Origin of the sequence: Ideonella lacteola, from assembly GCF_038066555.1 — a bacterium.
Classification (GTDB): domain Bacteria; phylum Pseudomonadota; class Gammaproteobacteria; order Burkholderiales; family Burkholderiaceae_C; genus Ideonella; species Ideonella lacteola.
In genome coordinates, this window is record NZ_JBBUTG010000003.1 from 451,342 (window position 1) to 469,850 (window position 18,509).

Here is an 18,509-nt window from a genome sequence, read left to right on the forward strand (position 1 = left end):
TGTCACCAACAGCGGCGTACCGGATTCCACCAACCACAGACCCCGGACGTTGCCAGGATCTCAGGGACGATTTGCGACATGACCAGCACTGTTGAACCGCAGGACCTGCGCATCGGCATGTTCATTCATCTGGACGGCGGGTGGATGTCGCACCCGTTTCCACTGTCGAGCTTCAAGATCAGCAGCGAAGAGCAGATCCAGACGATCCGCTCGCTCGGATTGAAGAAGCTGCGCTGGAGCCCCGAGCGCAGTGATCTGCCCACCGAGCCGGCCACCACGGCGAAGGCTGGTGACGAGGCGCCGGTGCCGGAGGCGCCGCCGCAGGAGCCGATCGTCGTCATCTCGTCCGCGCCGGAAGACCCCGCGGCCCGGGCCCGGCGGCTCGCCGCGGCGCGTGCCGAGGCGGAGGCGGCCTCTTTGCGGGTGTGCGAGCGTCAATACCAGGAAGCCTGCCGCGACCTGCGCCGCGTGAACGACGCGATCGGCGGCGAGCCCGAGCGCGCCCGTGCCGGCGCCCAGGCGCTGGCGCGTGCCCTGCTCGACAAGATGCTGATCGATGCCGAGCTGTGTGTGCGTGTGCTGGGCGAGCCCGTCGGCGATCGCCACTCGGCGCATGCAATCAACGTCACCGTCGTTTCCCTGCTGCTGGCGCGTGCGCTCAAGCTCAGCGAATCCGACATGGCGGATCTCGGCACCGGTGCGCTGCTGCACGACATGGGCAAGATCGAGCTGCCCGATCGGGTGCGCCTGCCGCATGACGATTTCACCTCCGCCGAAGCGTCGCTGTACCGTGACCATGTCGGCTTCGGCATCACCCAGGGCCGCCGCATGGGCCTGGCCCCGGGCGCCCTGCTGGTGGTGGCGCAACACCACGAGCTGGCCGATGGTTCGGGCTTTCCCAAGGGCGTGACGGCCGAGCGCATGTCGGTGGGCTCGCGCATCGTCTCGCTCGTCAACTACTACGACAACCTGTGCAACGCGGCAACGCCGTCGAAGTCGCTCACGCCGCACGAGGCGCTGTCGCGCATGTTTGCCCAGTCGCGCAACAAGTTTGACGCGACCATCTTGAGCGGCTTCATCCACATGATGGGCATCTACCCGCCGGGGTCTTTGGTGCAGCTGTCGGACGACCGCTACGCCATGGTCACCTCGGTCAATTCGGCCCGCCCGCTCAAGCCCCACGTGCGCGTGTGCGACCCGACCCGAGACGGGCGTGCGTTGCACCTGAACCTGGAAGAGTGCCCCGACCTCGGCATCCGCCGCAGCCTGCGCGCCAGCCAGCTGCCGGCACGGGCCGCAGAGGTGCTGGCCCCCCGGCAACGTGTGGCGTACTTTTTCGATGTCTCGGCCACGCCGACCGTCGAAGAGCAGTTGTGATGAGCGGATCCGACGCCGGCATCGCCTGGCTCACCGGCCAGACGAGTGCGCGTGCCGAACTCCTCGACATGCTGGACGATCCGGCCTGGCTTGTCGATGCGAACGACAGGCAGGTGCTGCACGCGAACCAGGCGGCGGCCGACTGGTTCGGCGTCGATCGGGGCCAGATGGCGGGCCGCCGCGCCGACAGCCTGCTGACGACACTGGAAGACGCGGCCTTCTGGGCCGATGTGCAAAACGGTGTCGTGGTGGCGCTCAACAGCGAGACCGAGCTGACGCGGCCCGACGGGCGCATCGTCTGGGCGCATCGCCGCATCATGCCGATCGGCACGCCGTTGCCAGGGCGCCAGATGCCCGGGGGGTTTCTGGTGACGCTCCGGGATCGCAGCCAGGAGTACCGTGCCGAGCGCCAGCGCGACTCTCTGCTGGCGGAATTGCGTGCCACCTTGGAGTCGACCGCCGACGGCATCCTGGTGACCGATCTTCAGGGCCGCATCCAGGCCTTCAACCGGCGCTTCGCGGCGCTCTGGTCACTGCCGGAATCGGCGCTGGCAGAGCGTGACGACGAGGCCATCCACCGCTGGATGAGCGCGCAGACCGTGGCGCCCGCCAGCTACCAGGCGCGACTCGCCGAGATCGAGGCGCATGCGCTGTTGTCGGCGGTGGACACGGTGCACCTGCTCGATGGCGCCCGGCTGGAGCGCCACATCCAGCCGCAGTGGAGCCGGGGCCGCCCGATCGGGCGCGTGTATTCGTTTCGGGAGCTGAACCCACAGCGGCGCGGCGCGCCGCGTCTGCAGCGCGGCGGCGTGCGCGATGAATCCAGCCACTGGCCGGAGCGCAATGGCTTCGTGGCGCAGATCGATGACGCCGTGGGCTTGGCGCGGCGCGATGGCACGCCCATGGCGCTGCTGTGCATCGAGTTCGATCGCGACAGCCTGTTTGCACTCGAGGGCGAGGGGCAGGTGCGCGCCATGGGCGATGTGGTTGAAGGCTTGAGGGCCCTGGTGCCGGTGCAGCATCAGCTGGCTCGGCTGGGCGGGGCGCGCTTCGGTGTGCTGCTGCGGCAATGCGGCGAAGCGTCGGCCGAGGCGCTCGCGCGGCGCATCGTTGATCAGGGTCGCACGGCCCATGGTCTGCTGGCGACCACGGGTTTGATGGTCTCGGTGGGGATCGCGGCTTACCCCCAGGCGGGCTTGTCCGCGGAAGATCTGCTCGACCACGCCGAGAAGGCGATGGAGCGGGCGCGTCATGCGGGATCGTCGGCCTGGCGCGTGCACGCCTTCGACGCGACCGATGACGGGCAGCGTCTCGCGCGCCTGCACCGCACCTTGCGCGAAGGTGGGGCGGGCCAGTCGCTGCGATTGCGTTATCTGCCGCGCATCGATGCGGTGTCGGGCCGCGTCCAGTGCATCGAGGCGTTGCTGCGATGGCACGATGGCGAGCATGGCTTGCTGCCGCCCGCGCAGTTCCTGCCGCTGGCCGCCCGTGCCGGCCTGGCCGGGGCGCTGGACGACTGGGCGTTGGAGCATGCGCTGCATCAGGCGGCGCGGTGGCGAGCCGCCGGCTTCGTCTGGCGTGTGTCGCTGAACCTGAGTTCGTGGCAGTGCCTGCAGCCCGGGCTGGCCCGCCGTGTCGAGGCCGCACTGCAAGTGGCCGATTGGCCGGCCGAGTTGCTGGAGCTGGATCTGCATGAAGCCGCGCTGCAGGCCGACCCCGAGTTGACCCGCGCCCAACTGCGTGCATTGCGTGAATTGGGTGTGCACTTGGTGCTCGACGACTACGGCAGCGGCGATGCATGCCTGAACCTGCTGCGGCGCTTCCCGCTCGATGCGGTGAAGCTCGACCGCGATCTGGTGCATGGCCTGGCCCGCGGCGCCACGCCGGAGGCCGGGCTGGCGGTCGCGCTCGCTGGCGCGGCGCGGGCCTGCAGCCTGGCGGTGTACGCCGAAGGCGTCGAGACCGAAACGCATCGCCAATCGCTGTTGGCCTTGGGCATCTCGGGCTGGCAGGGTTTCCTGTTCAGTCGCCCGCTGGACGCGGCCAGTGTGCCGGCGCGGCTGGCGCATGAGAAGAAGTCATCCGGCGGGCTGGCGCGCGTCAAGCCTTGATCCACAGGCCCGGCACGGCTTCGCCAGCGTGCGATGATCGGCGGGCCATGATCTACAAGTTCAAAAGCAAGGCCGCGGGCGACGTCATCATGATGGGCCCGACCGGCGACAAGGTTCTGGGCCTGATCGGCAAGGACGTCACGCCCAAGGGCATCATCGAACCCGCGCAGATGCCGGCGGCCATCCAGGCCCTGGCCGACGCGGTGAAGGCGGACGACGAGGCCCGTGCGGCTTCGGAGAAGCCCGACGAGGGTCAGGCCGCATCAGCCGGTCGCGACGCGATCTCGCTGCGCCAGCGCGCCTGGCCGCTGGTCGAGATGCTCAAGCGGGCGCACGCCGCCGATCAGCCGGTGACCTGGGGTGTCTGAGCCCCGTCGCCTAGGTCGTGTGAAAACGCCCTAGCCCTCCGGCCCCCTGTCCGCGCCTGATCGCCGAACCCTGTGCAAGACATCACCCGAATCATTGCCGTCCGCCATGGCGAGACGGCCTGGAACGTCGACACCCGGCTGCAAGGCCAGATCGACATTGCTCTCAATGCCAATGGCCAGGAGCAGGCCCGCCGCCTGAGCGAGGCGATGGCCGACGAGGGGCTCGATGCCATCGTCAGCAGCGATCTGCTGCGTGCCCGTGACACCGCGAAGGCGGTGGCCGACCGCACCGGCCTGCCGCTGGCCACCGACACCGGCCTGCGCGAGCGGCACTTCGGCGTCTTCCAAGGCCACACCTATGCCGAAGTCGAGCAGCGGTGGCCGGAGGAAAGCGCGCGCTGGCGGCGCCGCGAACCGGATTTCGGCGCTGAGGGCGGCGAAACGCTGCAAGGTTTCTACGACCGTTGCGTGGCCACCGCCGAGCGGCTGGCGCGCGCCCACCCTGGCCGCACGCTGCTGCTGGTGACCCACGGCGGCGTGCTGGATTGCCTGTACCGCGCCGCCTCGCGCATCCCGCTGAACGCGCCGCGCACCTGGGATCTGGCGAACACGGGCGTCAACCGCCTGCTCTACACCGGCGAAGGCTTCACGCTGGTGGGTTGGGCGGACGTCCAACACCTGGAAGACCGCGCGCTCGACGAGCTTTGAGCGCGCCGCAGGGCGAGGTGGCTCGCGATCGTCCCGAGCGGGCTTTCCCCAGGGCGGCCGCCGCGGGCCGGCCGCTTGGCCGCATCATCGTCGCATGCAGCCCGCCCAGGTCATCGTTCTGGCAACGCCGGTCTTTCTCGGCCTGATCGCGATCGAGTGGTTCGTCGGCTGGCGACGAGGGCGCAACACCTACCGGCTGGCCGATGCGATCAGCAGCATCGGTCTGGGCATGCTCAGCCAGGTGGTGGGGCTGTTCACCAAGCTGGCCGCGATTGGCCTCTATGCCTGGGTGTATGAGCATGCGGCGTTGACGCGCCTGCCCACCGATGCGTGGTGGGTGTGGGGGCTGGGGTTGCTGGCCTACGACTTCTGCTACTACTGGCTGCACCGTTTCGGCCACACGATGGCGCTGTTCTGGGCGGCCCATTCCATTCACCATCAGAGCGAGGACTACAACCTGTCGACCGCGCTGCGGCAGACCTCCAGCGGCTGGATCGCGGGCTGGGTGTTCTACCTGCCGATGGCGGTGATCGGTTTCCCGCCGTTGGTGTTCGGCGTGGTGGCCCTCGTCGACCTGCTGTACCAGTATTGGGTGCACACCCAGCAGATTGGCAAGCTCGGCTGGTTCGACCGCTGGTTCTGTTCGCCCAGCAACCACCGGGTGCACCATGCCGTCAACGAGAAGTACCTCGACAAGAATTACGGCGGCATCCTGATCATCTGGGACAGGCTGTTCGGCAGCTTCATCGAGGAAGACGACGCCGAGCCGTGCGTCTACGGCACCATCAAGCCATTGCGCAGTTGGAACCCGATCGTCGCGAACTGGAGCTTCTACGGCGAGATCCTGCGCGATGTGTGGCACACCCGTTCATGGGCCGACAAGCTCAAGCGATGGGCGGCGCCGCCCGGCTGGCGGCCGGCCGATGTGGCGGTGATGTTCCCCGGTGAGCCGTTCGATCTGCACCGCCAGCCCTATGACCCGCCGCTGTCCAAGGCGCGCCAGGTGGCCGCCGTGACCCTGTTTCTCGCAGCGATGGTCGGCACGCTGGTGCTGCTGTGGTGGGCCCACACGTTGCCGTTCGCCGGGCTGCTGGGCGCATCGGTGGCGGTGCTCGCGTTGCTGTGGATGGCCGGGAAGGCGTGCTCGCCGCCACCGCTGGCGACATAGGCCGCGGCGCGCGGTTGCAGATTTTTTCGACGGCTGGCGTATCAGGGCGCGCGGCGGCCGCTCTGTGGGTCACCGGGGCAGCGAAGGCCTCGGCCCACTGCAACCACACCGGAGAAAACCATGAGCAAGACCCTGAACCGTTCGTTGGCCCTGATCGCCGCCTTTTCCGCCCTGAGCGTCGTGTCGGTCGACGCCGCTGCGGCCACCATCCGCGTCAAGTGTGAAACCCGCGCCGGCCGTTCGAGCGGTTCGGTGGATGGCCAGAACCTGGCTTCGGGCAACTACTCTGCCGTCTTCAGCTCGGGCAGCAACACCGCCCAGAGCCCGGTGGAGCACACCGTTGGCGACGAAGTCGAATTCGACTTCGACAGCAACAAGCGCGACATCAAGCAAGGTGCCACCCCGATCGCCAAGGACTTCATCGTCGGCGGCACGGCCACCGGCTCGCTGCTGGACGCCGGCGGCAAGGTCGTCGCCACCAAGACCGTCACCTGCCGCGCTCGCTGATCGAACAGCACGCGACTCGCTCGATGAACAAGGCGGCCTGCGGGCCGCCTTGTTCTTTTTGGGCGCTTGGGGCCATGCAGGTCGAGGTTGTCTGTGCGATCGGCAACGATCGGACTGCTGCGGCGGGTGGGGTAGGACCCGGGTGTGATTGCGAGATGGGGTGGAGGGCGGCGCGGGCGGAGGGTCCGAGGGGAGCACTTTCGCTCATGTCCCCCGGCGACGGCCGCCGGCCGCCGCCTCCTCCTTGACTTCGCTGCAGTGCTCACCTCGCACCCTCGGACGGTCACGCTGGTTCCCAAAAAGGAACGGGCCGCTTTCGCGGCCCGTGCTGTGTGCGGGAGAGGTCGGTGCGTCGATGTCAGAGGCAGGACAGATCCGGCGCGGGTTTGTTCTTCAGGGCGGCCCAGGCGTCGATCTGCACGGCCTTCACGTTGCCGCACAAGGCGGCGCCGGTCCGCTCCAGCCGGCGGGTGACATCCACCGGGTTCAGTTTCGGTGAGCGCGAGCGCACCAGCGCGGCGACACCCGCCGCCAGCGGTGCGGCCATCGAGGTGCCACTCCAGGTGCCGTACTGACCACCGGGCACCGAGCTGGTGATGTGGTCGCCAGGGGCGGCTACGTCGATCCACGAGCCGGTATTGCTGAACGCGGCATAGCGGTGGTTGGCGGCGGTGGCGCCTATGGGCAGCAGGCCATAGACGTTCTCTGCCGCGGGGTACTGGCGTGCGTCGCGGCTGCCATCGTTGCCGGCGGCGGCGATGATCACGGCCCCGCGTTGGGACGTCGCGCAGCGCGCCTTGTCCTTGTCGTAGCCGGGGTCGGTGAAATCGGTGGCCGGGTCGTTGGTGGGCTTCGGGATCGCGCAGGCCGCCAGCGTCATCGCGGCATCGAGGATGCTGGTGCGGTCGAGCGTGCCGAGGCTCATGTTGACGACGTGAGCGCCATCATCGGTGGCGGGGTTGCCATCCGGATCGAGCGCGTAAGCCAGGGCATCGGCCAGCTTCCAGACATCGCCCCGCCCATCGGGGTCGAGCACGCGGATCGGCATGATCTTCGCCGCGGGCGCGGCCAGCGCCACCAAACCCGCGACGTGCGTGCCATGGCCGAAGCCACCGTTGTCGGTGCTGCCTTCTTCGCGCGGGTCGTTGTCGCCATCGACAAAGTCGCGGCCCGGCAACAGCTTGCCGGCCAGGGCCGGGTGGGAGGGGTCAACGCCGGTGTCGAGCACCGCCACGCGAATGCCGGCGCCTTCGCTCAGCAGATGCGCGTCGGCCAGGCGAATCGCGTCGGGTGCCCACTGTTCGCGGTACTCGACTTCGCTGCCGATGGCCCACACCGCATTCTTGCGGGCTTCGGGCGCTTGCGGTTTCACATTGGCTTCGGCGGCAATCACTTCCGGCTCCAGCAGCAGGGCTTTCACCTTGGCCGTGACGCTGCCGCCGTCCTGCACCGACAGACGGTAGATCGGCCGCGCGCCAGACTGGGCCACCACGGCCAAGTGGTACTTGGTCAGCAGCGGGGCCAAGCCCGCGGTGGTGTGCAGGCGCACCAGCACTTCACCGTCGAGGTAAGGGTCTTTCGGCCCCTTGGCGTGTGCGGACGGGGCCAGTGCCGCCAGGCAGGCCAGCCCCAGCAGGGAGCGGGACAGGTGGCGGGACAGGCGGTGCAGGGGGGAAAGGGTGGGGCGAAGGGACAAGGGGGAGGAGAAAGAGGTCATGCGGCACCTTGGTGGCGGGCGGTTACCCGCAACAGAGCGTGCCCCCACCAGATTGATACACCGAGGTTAGCGCAGCTGCCCAATTTTGGGGCACCCCGGCCGACGCGGAACCTGAAGCTTTTGTGAACTGCTCGGGGGGCCTGGCGGTGATAAGTCACTACCGGGCGTCGCGCTCAGAAACCGCCGTACAGGGCGAAAGCCGCCCAGTGGAAGGGATGCGGATGCTGTTGACGCAGGGCCTGCTGGGCGGTCCGCAGGGCCTCGCCCGCCGTCTGGCCGGCGGCCAGGGCCCGGTAAAACAGGGCCATGAAACTGCAGGTGACCTGGTCATCCACCGGCCACAGGCTGGCCACGACCCGGCCGGCGCCCGCCAGCAGGAACGCCCGTACCAGCCCCACCCACTCGTCGCCGCGCCGGGTGCCGGACACGCTGTCTCGTCCTGCCGTTTCACAGGCGCTGAGCACCACCACCGTGGCCCGCAGAGACAGCGTTTCAACCTGTTCGGCGGTCAGGGCGCCGTCGTGCAGGTGCAGCGCCGAGAAGCCGGGGCTGTCGGCACGGAATTGGGCGTGGCAGGCCAGATGCAGCAGATCGGCCCGGCTCGCCTCGTCGGTCAGTACGCTGACGCGCGCTTCGGCGTCCAGCCGCAGTGCAGCCCCGTCGAAAATCGCCGCCACGGTACGTGCTTCGACCGCTGCATGGGGCAGGCGGCTCGATTCGCCCAGCACCAGCATCCGGGGCTTCGGCGGGAGCCGGTCGCCCATGCGGCGGGCTTGCATGCTGGCCGCGCTGGGCGCCCAGGCGAACTCGACCGGAGGCGGTGTGCCGGGCGGGTTGGCGGCCGCCACCAGGGCGCTGAAGGGCACGCTGCTGAGCGGTGCCGGGGCGACCAGCAGCACGCGGCGCGCGCCGGGCAATGCGTCGTTCAGACGGGCCCACACGAGGGCATGCAATTGGCCCAGTCGGGCCTCGCAACGTCGCGTCAGGGTGGCCAGGTGCGCCCCGATGGCCTGGGCACCGTGGGCCAGCGCATCGAGCTGAAACTGCACCGCCTGCACGGCCTGGGTCACATCACCCCAGCGGGCGAGCCGGCGGTGCACCGTGACCTCGCCATGCTGCAGCACGCAGGCCAGCAGCTCGTCTTCGAGCACCACGTATTCGACCAACGCTTCGTCTTCGCCCACTTGTGCGGGGGGGGAGGGGGCCGGTGTGCTCAGGGTGCCGGCGACGTCGGACGTCAATCTCTGGCGTCGCACATGCTCCAGCAGGCGCTGCTCGCTGTCGTGCAGTTCGTCGAGCAGCGTGGCCGAGGGGGTGTCGTCGTCGTCTTCCAGGCCGTGGGCGCGGCGGGCGAGCCAGCTCACTCGGGCGCGCAGGGCGGCCGCGGTGTCGTCGTCATCTCGCGTCCGCTCGCGGCCACCGGCCAGGCGCTCGCTGAGCGTGCGGGCGCGGAAGCGGTCAGCGGCCCGCAGCACCTCGGTGGCCTGCGCCGGCGTCGGATGCGCCTCGTGGTCTTGCAAGGCGTAGCGAAGCAGCTCGCGGTAGGGCTGCAGGTGGTCGGCCAGGAAGGCGCTGCGCACGTCATCGCCCGGCAATGCCTGACGCAGTTCTTCAAACAGCGCGACCGCGGCGAGAAAGCCCTCGCGCGCCTGCAGGTGCTCGCCGAGCGCCTGGCGAGCAGCGGCCAGACCGGCGAGCGCCCGCACCTCGGCCGCCAGCCGCCGGCCCTCGCGAGCCTGGGTGAGGGCGGCGCTGAACGCGTCACGCGCGGCTTCGGGTTGCTGCGTCAGCGCCAGCGACTGGGCATGAACCAGGGCCGCGCGCATCGCGCCATCCCCCGACACCGACGTCTGGTAGGCCTGTTTGGCGGCTCCTGCCCATTCCAAGGCCCTTAAGGCCCTCAAGGCACCGCCGGTGTCGGTGGTGGCCAGCGCCAGCTCGGCGCGGGCCAGCATCACCGCGGCGCGGCCGGTCTGGTTGTCCTGGGCCGTGAACAAGGCCAGCGCCGCATCGAAGCGGGCGGCGGCCTCTTCACTGCGGCCCAGCAGCGCCCAGGCGCGGCCTTGCTGCGCCAGCGTCCATGCCAAGTCGTTGGGCATGTCCAGCGCCTCGAACTTCTGAAGCGCCAGGCCGAACAGCGCATCCGCCTCGGGCAGCAGGTGCAATTCGAGGTAGGCGTCAGCGAGCTGCTTTTCGGCGATGGCCAGGTGTTGCGGCATGTCCAGCCGCTCATAGCCGGCGCGTGAGCGCTCGAAGCCGGCGAGCGCTTCGCCAAAGCGCCCGCGAGACAGATCGAGGATCGCCATGGACTCGTCCACCATGGCCTGCAGCACGGGCAGCGCATGGGCCGCCGCACGCACACGGGCCCGCGCATAGATGCGCTCGGCTTCATCCAGATCGCCCAGGGCCGTCAGGGCATCGGCCAGGCCGATGTCGGCCATCACCGAATGCTCCCGATCGCCCACCCGGGCAAACAGCCTCACTGCGTCGCGGTAGTGCACGGCAGCGCGCCCGTATTCGTCGTGCCGCAGGTGCAGGCTGCCGAGATTGAGGCTGACCTTGCTGGCCGCTCTGACATCACCCTGGGCCACGAAGGCGGCCTGGGTACTCTCGGCGCAGGCCACGGCCTCGGCATTGCGGCCCAGCATGGCCAAGGCCATGATCTTAGGCACCTGGGTCTGGGCCGCCGGGCCCGGCTGGCCGAGCGCGCCCAAGGCCTCGGCTGCGGCATCGAATGCGGCCACGGCCTCGGCCATCTGGCCGCGGGTGATGGCGGCAATGCCGCCGGTCCAGGCGGCCAGGGCGCCGATTTCGCGGCGGTCGTCGGCCGCTGTGTCGGCCGGCAGGGCGGCGGCGCCGACGGCCAGGAGCTGCGCCGCCTGGGCGGCTCGCCGAGGCTCGGTGTTCCAGGCGGCGTAGCAGGCGTCTTTCAGCGCCCAGGCGGTGGCCACGTCCAGCATCGGTGGCGTGGCCAGGCCCTCGTCGAGCCATTGTTCGACCAGGGCCGGGTGGGGGGCGGCGCCGTCAGCCAGCGTGGCCTCTCCCGTCACGCGGGGCGTCGCCCGGGCGGGCCGGGCCGCTGTCCCCGACGTCGAAGGCCGGCAGCACCAACTCGTGCTGGCTCAGACGCAGGGTGAGCTGGTAGCGGCCCGCCTCCAGCTCGGCCATGCGGAACTCGCCGAACTCGTCGAGGGCCACCTCCTGGGCGATCTCGTGGGCCTGCTCGCCGGCCGGCTCGCCACCAGCCGCCGGCAAAGCAGCGATCGACGCCGTGCCCCGATCATCGGGGCCCAGCACCTGGCCGCTGACCGCAAACCGCCCGCCTTGGGGGGTGATCCGCAGATCGACGTCGCGGCCGTCGGCGCTGAACACCAGCTGGCGGGTGGTCGAGCCGGTGGAGCGCAGCCCCGCCGCCAGGGGCGCCGTGGCCCAGCTGTCGAAACTGAGCACGGCCATCACCCGCTCGCGCAGCGCCTGCACCGCTTCAGCCCACGGCACGCCCCCGGTGCGAACGGCGGCGGGAGCGCGCCAGGCCGCCAACGCGCGTTGCTGCCAGTGGGCCGGCGCATCGGGCAGGGCCGCCGCGAGCGGCAGCCGGGCCAGCAGTTCGGCATCGCCAAGCGACTGGAGCGGATCGGGGGTGGTGGAGGCGGGCATGCGGAACAGAGGGCCGGGGAATCGTTCTGATACAAGCCGATGACGAGCAATGTGTCAGGGCAGCAGTTTGCGCAATTTGCCCAGGCAGCGCGACCGGGTCGGCCCGATGCTGCCAACCGGCAGGTTCAGGCGCCGGCTCACCTCATCGTAGCCCACGCGTTCTTCGTCGTCGCGAAAAACCAGCAGCAGCAACTCACGGCAACGCTCGTCCAGCCGGTCGAGCCCCAGGCGCAGGCGGTGCAGCTGTTGCAGATCGTCCAGTTGTTGCTCGGCGCCAGGGCTGTCGTCTGCGATATCCCACTCTTCGGCGGGGCGGCTGTCGCTCTCGTCGTCCGGGCGGGACATCGAGACCTGCCGCTGGCCGTGGCGCCGGGCCGCCAGGCCCTCACGCTTGGCGGTGGTGACCACCCAGGCTTGCAGGCGATCGGGCTCGCGCAGCTTGGGCAGATGCTGCACCAACTTCTCGAACACCGCCTGGAACACATCCGCCGCCACGTGTTCATCCAGCCCCATGCGGATGACGATGGCGTAGACGAGGCGTTGGTAGCGGGCCACGAGCGCTGTCCAGGCGTTGGCATCGCCAGCCCGGCAGCGCTCGACCAGTTCACGGTCTTCGAGTGAATCGGTAGGTGCGGTCAATCGGTCGCTCGGTGATCACGGGGCGACCTGCATTGTGCAGGCAGCACGGCCCGGCCGTCGGGGGCCGGGCTTGCTCCATGTCACCAAACGCACTCGTCGATGCGAAGCGAGGCCACGGAGGCCGAGCCGGTGGTGGCGCTTCGGCTCATCGTGACTTCGACGTAGTAGACCTCCTTGAGGAAGTCGTTGAACCATTGGTTTGCGGTGGAACAGGAGATCTGCGTCTGGTAGGCCCCGGACGCCGGGAAGCTGTTGCTGTCCAGCGAGGCCACGGTGCGCAGCACGCCGGTGGCGGTGTTGTAGGCCCGCAAGACCGCTTGAACGCGCGTGGTGTCGCTGCTGTCCAGGAAGCGCATCTCCAGCGTGGGCGTGAAGGTGTAGTGCTTGTCGAACACGTCGGTCACGTTGTAGCGGATGACGTACAGACCGTTGAGTGTGGCGGTGCTCTTGAGCGTGGCGTAAGGGCCGCTCATCGTCACCTGCGACGGCAGCACGTCGGTGGCGGCGGTGGTCTCGTCCAGCGTGCCGGTGGAGCCGGCGCTGGTCCAGTAGTAGGCGTGGGCCATGGGGCTGAGGCCCGCGGCCAGCAAGGTGGCGGCCAGGCGCCTTGTCCAGGTATGAAGGAGTTTCATGGGATCTCCGTGGCGGTTCAAGGGTGGAGGACGCACGCCACGACATCCGGCAGTGCGCGGGCGCGGGGCGCCCGGCAGCCAATGTGAACTTCGATCCGGCGCTTGACAGCACCTAACGTGTGAGGGGTATGCACCCTTCAGGCTAGGGCCCGTTCACGCGACGCAAAGGAGTCGCGTCGGCCATCAACCCTGCGGGAAGGCGCGCAGAAAGGGGCCACGCATCGCTGCATCGCTGGCCCGCACTGGAGTACGGGCGGCGCGGCTCAAGGGGCGACGTCGCCGCCGGCGAAAAGATCTCCGCCCTGCCGTTGTGGCGGTGTGACGCCCAGGTGCCGGTAGGCCATCAACGTGGCCACGCGGCCGCGCGGCGTTCGTTGCAGATAGCCCTGTTGGATGAGGTAGGGCTCGATCACGTCTTCGATGGTGCCCGGCTCTTCGCCGATGGCTGCGGCCACGTTGTCGAGGCCGACCGGGCCGCCATCGAAGCGGTGCACCACCGCTTCGAGCAGCTTGCGGTCCATCACATCGAAGCCCACGGGATCGACGTCGAGCATCTTCAGCGCGGCGTCGGCGATGGCGTTGTCGATGTGGCCCGTGCCCTTCACGTCGGCATAGTCTCGGACGCGCCGCAGCAGGCGGTTGGCGATGCGGGGTGTGCCGCGCGAGCGGCGGGCGATTTCCATCGCACCGGCGGCGTCGATCGGCGCGTTGAGCAGGCCCGCCGAGCGGGTGACGATGCGTGCCAACTCGGCGGGTGTGTAGAACTCCAGCCGCGCCACGATGCCGAAACGGTCACGCAAGGGGTTGGTCAGCATGCCGGCGCGTGTGGTGGCGCCCACCAGCGTGAACGGCTGCAGGTCGAGCTTGATCGAGCGGGCCGCCGGGCCCTCGCCGATCATGATGTCGATCTGGTAGTCCTCCAGCGCGGGATAGAGGATTTCTTCGACGACCGGGGACAGCCGGTGGATCTCGTCGATGAAGAGAACGTCGTTCTTCTCCAGGTTGGTCAGGATGGCGGCCAGATCCTTGGGCTTTTCGAGCACCGGCCCACTCGTCTGACGCAGGTTCACGCCCAATTCGTTGGCGACGATGTGGCTGAGCGTCGTCTTGCCCAGGCCCGGTGGCCCGAACAGCAGCACGTGGTCCAGCGCCTCGCTGCGCTTCTTTGCCGCGCCGATGAAGATCTCCAGTTGCTCGCGCGCCTTGGCCTGGCCGACGTACTCGGCCAGGCCCTTGGGGCGCAGGGCACGTTCAAGCGCCTCTTCCTGGGGCGTGGCGGCGCTGGCCGTCACCACACGCGCAGCGGTGCGCTCGGGCAAGCCGAAGTCGTCGGTCTGGATGGACATACAGCCATTATCGTGGCTGGCGCCCGTGGCGGAACAGGGGCGCCACCTACAATCTGCCCGCCGTGCAACACGTTCGTCACCATCGTCGCGCTTTCGCCTGGTTGGCCTTCGTGGCGATCCTGGCGATCGTGGTGGTGCCGACGCTGTCGCGCTGGTGGGCGGCCGGGCAGGGCGGCTCCACCTGGGCCGACATCTGTTCGCCGCTGGGCCTGCGCGCCGCGGCGGCGCCCGATGCGGCGGGTGGCAACGCGCCCGCGATGCCGGTGGTGATCCACCTCGACCACTGCGCACTGTGTGGCATCGCCGCCCACATGGCGCCGCCGCCTGCGATGGCGGGCGCGTTGCCGGTGCCGTCACGCTGGGCCGATCGGCCGCCACTGTTCCTCAAGGCGCCGCGGCCCCTGTTTGCCTGGGCCGCTGCCCAGCCGCGGGCACCTCCTCGCGCCGCCACCTTCGTCGTCAGCCAGGCCTGAGGCACAGGGGCGGAAAGGCAGCGTTGCGCTCGGCGGCGCCATCCGCCATGCGCTGTCGGGCCCTGGCCGCCGATCGGGTCTGGCCGTCGGGTCAACACCCGCTGAGCGAATGCTGCAGCCCGCGCTGCGGCACACCGAACCTGTCGCCACCGACCGACCTGCCCACGTGCCTGGCACCCGAGGGGCGGGCGTGGCGCGTCGCTGCGTACGACGTGATCGTCGCAGCTGGAGATGCACCGATGAATGCCCGAACCCTGCGCCGGCCCCTCCTGCGCTTGTCCATCCCCGCTGCCGCCTTGCTGGCGGTATGGGCGCCACCCGCTGCGCAAGCCTCGTGCGGCGCAGCCTCTTGCAACCTTCTGAACGACCGGTTCGCCCTCGGCACCTGGGATCGCCTGGGCTGGAGCGTGGACCTGCGCTACGAAAGCCTGACGCAGGATCGCTTGCGCGAAGGCACCCACGCGATTTCGGCTGACGACCTGCCGGAAGATGAAGAAGCGGTGGAGCGCCACACCCGCAACCAGACGCTGGTCACCACGCTTGACTATGCGGTGAGTCCTCAGTGGTCGTTCGCGCTGCGCGTGCCGACGTTGCACCGCGACCATGCGCATGACCTGATCGACGAGGACACGGGCGCCTTGGGCGCGCATGAACAGTGGCGTTTCAGCCGGGTGGGCGATGTGCAGGCGCTGGTGCGTTGGCAGGCGCCCGCCGCCCCGCAAAGCGATGTCGGCTGGGCACTGGCCGGCGGGCTGAAGCTGGCGACGGGCTCGCACTCGGTGGCCAACGGTGACGGCAGCGTGGCCGAGCGGGCGCTGCAGCCCGGCACGGGCACCACCGATCTGATCGTGGGGGCGTCGGCCCGCTGGGTGCTTGGGCTGGCCGATGCTCTGACCCTGCAGGCCACCGCCACCCATGCGTTGGCAGAGCGGGCAGGCTACCGGCCGGGGAACCGTGTCGACCTATCGGCCGGCTGGTCTCACGCGATGTCACCGGTCTGGAGCCTGATGCTGCAGGCCAACTACAGCCAGCGCGCGCGTGACAGCGGTGAAGAAGCCGAGCCCGAGCTCAGTGGCAGCCGGACGCTCAACCTCTCACCCGGCGTCAGCGTGGCGGCGGGCCACGACGACCTGGTCTACGCTGTCGTCCAGGCGCCGGTCTACCAGCAGGTCAACGGCATCCAACTCGTCCCGCGTTACAGCCTGGCCTTCGGCTGGACCCACTCGTTCTGATTTTCTTGATGGAGCTCTGATGATGAAGAAGATGCACTACCGGATCGCCACCGTCGCTGCCTGGCTCGCTGTGGCGTCGGCCCCTGCCCTCGCAGCCACGGACGTGGCCAACGCCTGGGTCCGCGGCACGGTGCCCGGGCAACCGGCTTCGGGCGCGTTCATGCAAATCACGTCGGCCGAAGGTGGCCGGCTGGTGGGCGTGTCGTCACCGTGGGCGGGCATGGCCGAGATCCACGAGATGAAGACGGTCGACGGCGTGATGAAGATGAACGCCGTTCCGTTCCTGGAGCTGCCCGCCGGCAAATCGGTCGAGCTGAAGCCCGGCGGCTACCACGTCATGCTGATGGGGCTGAAGCAGCAGCTCAAGGGCGGCGAACAGCTGCCGCTGGTGCTGACGATCGAAACCGCCGGCGGCAAGAAGGAAACCCTGGAGCTGAAGCTGCCGATCAAGGCGCTGGGGCAGTGACCCGGTGCGGCGTCAGCCGAGGGATTTGAGCGCCAGCTTGATGCCTTCGCTGACGCCGACGTCTGCCGGCAGTTTCTTCAGCGCGGCCGACGCATCCTTCTCGTTGTAGCCCAGCGCCATCAGCGCCTGCACGATGTCGGCCTGGGCGTCGGTGGCCACCTGGGCGGTTGGCGCGCCCAGGTCCGGCCCCAGCTTTCCCTTGAGCTCCAGCAGCAGGCGTTCGGCGGTCTTTTTGCCGATGCCGGGCACCTTTTGCAGCCGGCCACCTTCCTGTCGCGAGATCGCGGCCGACAGCTCTGCCACCGACAGGCCGGACAGAATGGCCAGCGCCGTGCGCGGGCCGACACCCGAGATCTTGATCAGCTCTCGGAAGGTGCTGCGCTCGGCCACCGTCAGAAAGCCGTAGAGCAGGTGCGCATCCTCCCGCACCACCAGATGGGTGAGCAGGCTGACCCGCTCGCCCAGCCCGGGCAGGTTGAAAAAGGTGCTCATCGGGACGTCGACCTCGTAACCGACGCCGTTGACATCCACCATCACCAGTGGTGGTGACTTTTCTGCAAGCAAACCCGAGAGACGGCCGATCATGGCGGCGGATTATCGTTTGGCTCACAATCCCCGGCTTTCGCGATTCACCTGCAGGCCCTGGCTTGATCCTTCGCCATACCTTCTCTCCCCTCGACAACACGCGGCTCTCGCATCTGTGCGGTGCACTGGACGAGCACTTGCGCGCCATCGAGGCGGTCTTGCCGGTGGCGATCACGCGCCGCCAGGGCGCGTTCAAGATCGATGGTTCCAAGCGGGACGCGGAGCGCACCCTCGCGCTGCTGGAATCGCTGTACGAGCGGGCCAAGAAGCCCATTCATGCGGAAACGCTTCAGTTGGCGCTGGACGACCTGCGCCGTGGCCCGGCCAAGGCCGCCGCGGCGACGGCGCCGGGTGAGGATGGCGAGATCGTGCTGCACACGCGCCGTGCCGATCTCACCGGCCGCACACCCAACCAGGTGCAGTACCTGCGGCAAATCCTGTCGCACGACATCACCTTCGGCATCGGGCCCGCCGGCACCGGCAAGACCTTTCTCGCGGTGGCCTGTGCGGTGGACGCCTTGGAGCGAAGCGGGGTGCAACGCATCGTGCTGACGCGACCGGCGGTCGAAGCCGGCGAGCGCCTGGGCTTCCTGCCAGGTGATCTGACCCAAAAAGTCGATCCCTATCTGCGCCCGCTCTATGACGCGCTGTACGACCTGATGGGCTTCGACCGCGTTACCAAGGCCTTCGAGAAGGGCCTGCTGGAGGTCGCACCGCTGGCCTTCATGCGCGGCCGCACGTTGAACCATTCGTTCGTCATCCTCGACGAGGCGCAGAACACCACGCCCGAGCAGATGAAGATGTTCCTGACGCGGATTGGCTTTGGCTCGAAGGCGGTGGTCAATGGCGACGTGAGCCAGATCGACCTGCCACGCGGCATGCCCAGCGGTCTGGTGGATGCTGCGGAGGTGCTCAAGCGTGTCAAGGGCATCGCCATGACGCGTTTCACCTCGGGCGATGTGGTGCGGCATCCGCTGGTGGCGCGCATCGTCGAGGCCTACGAGGCCCGGCAGAAAGATCCGACATGAGCCGCGCAGCGAGGCCGCCGCTGTCATTGAGCCTGCAGTTCGCGGACGCCCGCCACCGCGAGCATTTGCCGCGCCACCGGGTCGCGCGGTGGGTGCGCTCGGCGCTCGATCTGCCGGGCGAGATCACCGTGCGCATCGTCGATGAAGACGAAGGCCGGCAGCTCAACCACGAGTTCCGCGGCAAAGACTACGCCACCAACGTGCTGACCTTCGATTACAGCCAGGAACCGGTGGTCAGCGCCGATCTGATCCTTTGCGCTGCGGTGGTCGCCCGTGAGGCCCGCGAGCTGCGGATTCCCGTGGCAGACCACTACGCCCATCTGCTGGTGCACGGAACCCTGCATGCCCAGGGCTGGGACCACGAGACGAGCGACGAAGACGCCGAGGCGATGGAAGCCCGCGAGACCGAGATCCTGCTCGGGCTGGGCCTGAAAGACCCCTACCGCCGGCGTCGCTGAGGTACGGCGCTGCGTCGACGGACGCAGCCGTCGATCG

At 69.0% G+C, this 18,509-nt stretch carries 18 protein-coding genes; 11 read left to right on the plus strand and 7 right to left on the minus strand.

Annotation, left to right across the window (positions count from 1 at the left end; all coding sequences use genetic code 11):
* The first annotated feature begins 78 nt into the window (after positions 1-78).
* The 6 genes from AACH06_RS07730 (at position 79) to AACH06_RS07755 (ending at position 6,239) form a co-directional block, all read left to right on the plus strand.
* Positions 79-1,377 (plus strand): cyclic di-GMP phosphodiesterase, encoded by a 1,299-nt coding sequence (locus AACH06_RS07730; protein WP_341425072.1) that lies wholly within the window; start codon positions 79-81, stop codon positions 1,375-1,377.
* On the plus strand, positions 1,377-3,488 hold the full coding sequence (locus tag AACH06_RS07735; protein ID WP_341425073.1) for an EAL domain-containing protein: 2,112 nt from the start codon (positions 1,377-1,379) through the stop codon (positions 3,486-3,488). The genes AACH06_RS07730 and AACH06_RS07735 overlap by 1 nt, the downstream gene beginning before the upstream one ends.
* Positions 3,489-3,535: 47 nt before the next feature.
* Positions 3,536-3,856: a DUF1840 domain-containing protein gene (locus AACH06_RS07740; protein ID WP_341425074.1), complete on the plus strand. Its 321-nt coding sequence runs from the start codon at positions 3,536-3,538 to the stop codon at positions 3,854-3,856.
* Between the two features lie 72 nt (positions 3,857-3,928).
* Complete coding sequence (locus AACH06_RS07745; RefSeq protein WP_341425075.1) at positions 3,929-4,564, plus strand: histidine phosphatase family protein; 636 nt, start codon at positions 3,929-3,931, stop codon at positions 4,562-4,564.
* Between the two features lie 94 nt (positions 4,565-4,658).
* A complete protein-coding gene (locus AACH06_RS07750; RefSeq protein WP_423221992.1) occupies positions 4,659-5,732 on the plus strand; it encodes a sterol desaturase family protein in 1,074 nt (357 codons plus the stop codon).
* A 120-nt stretch (positions 5,733-5,852) separates the two neighbouring features.
* Positions 5,853-6,239: a hypothetical protein gene (locus tag AACH06_RS07755; protein ID WP_341425076.1), complete on the plus strand. Its 387-nt coding sequence runs from the start codon at positions 5,853-5,855 to the stop codon at positions 6,237-6,239.
* A gap of 358 nt (positions 6,240-6,597) precedes the next feature.
* Here AACH06_RS07755 and AACH06_RS07760 read toward each other — a convergent pair whose 3' ends face one another.
* The 6 genes from AACH06_RS07760 to ruvB form a co-directional block, all read right to left on the minus strand.
* A complete protein-coding gene (locus AACH06_RS07760) occupies positions 6,598-7,956 on the minus strand; it encodes a S8 family peptidase (RefSeq protein ID WP_341425077.1) in 1,359 nt (452 codons plus the stop codon).
* Positions 7,957-8,129: 173 nt separating this feature from the next.
* On the minus strand, positions 8,130-11,006 hold the full coding sequence (locus tag AACH06_RS07765) for a CHAT domain-containing protein (protein WP_341425078.1): 2,877 nt from the start codon (positions 11,004-11,006) through the stop codon (positions 8,130-8,132).
* Positions 10,981-11,613, minus strand: coding sequence for a hypothetical protein (locus AACH06_RS07770; protein ID WP_341425079.1), 633 nt, complete (start codon positions 11,611-11,613; stop codon positions 10,981-10,983). Before AACH06_RS07770 ends, AACH06_RS07765 begins: the two co-directional genes overlap by 26 nt.
* A gap of 54 nt (positions 11,614-11,667) precedes the next feature.
* Positions 11,668-12,252 (minus strand): RNA polymerase sigma factor, encoded by a 585-nt coding sequence (locus tag AACH06_RS07775; RefSeq protein WP_341425080.1) that lies wholly within the window; start codon positions 12,250-12,252, stop codon positions 11,668-11,670.
* Between the two features lie 80 nt (positions 12,253-12,332).
* Complete coding sequence (locus AACH06_RS07780) at positions 12,333-12,884, minus strand: hypothetical protein (RefSeq protein WP_341425081.1); 552 nt, start codon at positions 12,882-12,884, stop codon at positions 12,333-12,335.
* Between the two features lie 263 nt (positions 12,885-13,147).
* Complete coding sequence (gene ruvB / locus AACH06_RS07785) at positions 13,148-14,230, minus strand: Holliday junction branch migration DNA helicase RuvB (protein ID WP_341425082.1); 1,083 nt, start codon at positions 14,228-14,230, stop codon at positions 13,148-13,150.
* A gap of 62 nt (positions 14,231-14,292) precedes the next feature.
* Between ruvB and AACH06_RS07790 the strand changes: the two genes are divergently transcribed.
* The 3 genes from AACH06_RS07790 to AACH06_RS07800 all read left to right on the plus strand — a co-directional run bounded on the left by AACH06_RS07790 (position 14,293) and on the right by AACH06_RS07800 (position 16,401).
* Positions 14,293-14,703 (plus strand): DUF2946 domain-containing protein, encoded by a 411-nt coding sequence (locus AACH06_RS07790; protein WP_341425083.1) that lies wholly within the window; start codon positions 14,293-14,295, stop codon positions 14,701-14,703.
* Between the two features lie 239 nt (positions 14,704-14,942).
* A complete protein-coding gene (locus AACH06_RS07795) occupies positions 14,943-15,935 on the plus strand; it encodes a hypothetical protein (protein WP_341425084.1) in 993 nt (330 codons plus the stop codon).
* Between the two features lie 19 nt (positions 15,936-15,954).
* Entirely contained in the window at positions 15,955-16,401 is a 447-nt protein-coding gene (locus AACH06_RS07800; RefSeq protein WP_341425085.1) for a copper chaperone PCu(A)C, read from the plus strand.
* 12 nt (positions 16,402-16,413) lie between these two features.
* On the opposite strand, the gene ruvA is transcribed toward AACH06_RS07800, so the two are convergent.
* Positions 16,414-16,986, minus strand: coding sequence for a Holliday junction branch migration protein RuvA (gene ruvA, locus AACH06_RS07805; RefSeq protein ID WP_341425086.1), 573 nt, complete (start codon positions 16,984-16,986; stop codon positions 16,414-16,416).
* Positions 16,987-17,048: 62 nt separating this feature from the next.
* Here ruvA and AACH06_RS07810 point away from each other — a divergent pair, with 62 nt between their 5' ends.
* Both AACH06_RS07810 and ybeY read left to right on the plus strand, forming a co-directional pair.
* Positions 17,049-18,014 carry a PhoH family protein gene (locus tag AACH06_RS07810; protein WP_341425087.1) on the plus strand — a complete coding sequence of 322 codons (966 nt, stop codon included), beginning with the start codon at positions 17,049-17,051 and terminating at the stop codon, positions 18,012-18,014.
* Complete coding sequence (gene ybeY, locus AACH06_RS07815; protein WP_341425088.1) at positions 18,011-18,472, plus strand: rRNA maturation RNase YbeY; 462 nt, start codon at positions 18,011-18,013, stop codon at positions 18,470-18,472. Before AACH06_RS07810 ends, ybeY begins: the two co-directional genes overlap by 4 nt.
* Positions 18,473-18,509: the final 37 nt, after the last annotated feature.

Bases quoted from the DNA above. Each gene is read 5' to 3' on its own strand.
- ruvB (WP_341425082.1), bottom strand. From the start codon at position 14,230: ATGTCCATCCAGACCGACGACTTCGGCTTGCCCGAGCGCACCGCTGCG.
- AACH06_RS07760 (WP_341425077.1), bottom strand. From the start codon at position 7,956: ATGACCTCTTTCTCCTCCCCCTTGTCCCTTCGCCCCACCCTTTCCCCC.
- AACH06_RS07795 (WP_341425084.1), top strand. From the start codon at position 14,943: ATGAATGCCCGAACCCTGCGCCGGCCCCTCCTGCGCTTGTCCATCCCC.
- ybeY (WP_341425088.1), top strand. From the start codon at position 18,011: ATGAGCCGCGCAGCGAGGCCGCCGCTGTCATTGAGCCTGCAGTTCGCG.
- AACH06_RS07740 (WP_341425074.1), top strand. From the start codon at position 3,536: ATGATCTACAAGTTCAAAAGCAAGGCCGCGGGCGACGTCATCATGATG.
- AACH06_RS07770 (WP_341425079.1), bottom strand. From the start codon at position 11,613: ATGCCCGCCTCCACCACCCCCGATCCGCTCCAGTCGCTTGGCGATGCC.
- AACH06_RS07800 (WP_341425085.1), top strand. From the start codon at position 15,955: ATGATGAAGAAGATGCACTACCGGATCGCCACCGTCGCTGCCTGGCTC.
- AACH06_RS07750 (WP_423221992.1), top strand. From the start codon at position 4,659: ATGCAGCCCGCCCAGGTCATCGTTCTGGCAACGCCGGTCTTTCTCGGC.
- AACH06_RS07735 (WP_341425073.1), top strand. From the start codon at position 1,377: ATGAGCGGATCCGACGCCGGCATCGCCTGGCTCACCGGCCAGACGAGT.
- AACH06_RS07730 (WP_341425072.1), top strand. From the start codon at position 79: ATGACCAGCACTGTTGAACCGCAGGACCTGCGCATCGGCATGTTCATT.
- AACH06_RS07755 (WP_341425076.1), top strand. From the start codon at position 5,853: ATGAGCAAGACCCTGAACCGTTCGTTGGCCCTGATCGCCGCCTTTTCC.
- ruvA (WP_341425086.1), bottom strand. From the start codon at position 16,986: ATGATCGGCCGTCTCTCGGGTTTGCTTGCAGAAAAGTCACCACCACTG.
- AACH06_RS07780 (WP_341425081.1), bottom strand. From the start codon at position 12,884: ATGAAACTCCTTCATACCTGGACAAGGCGCCTGGCCGCCACCTTGCTG.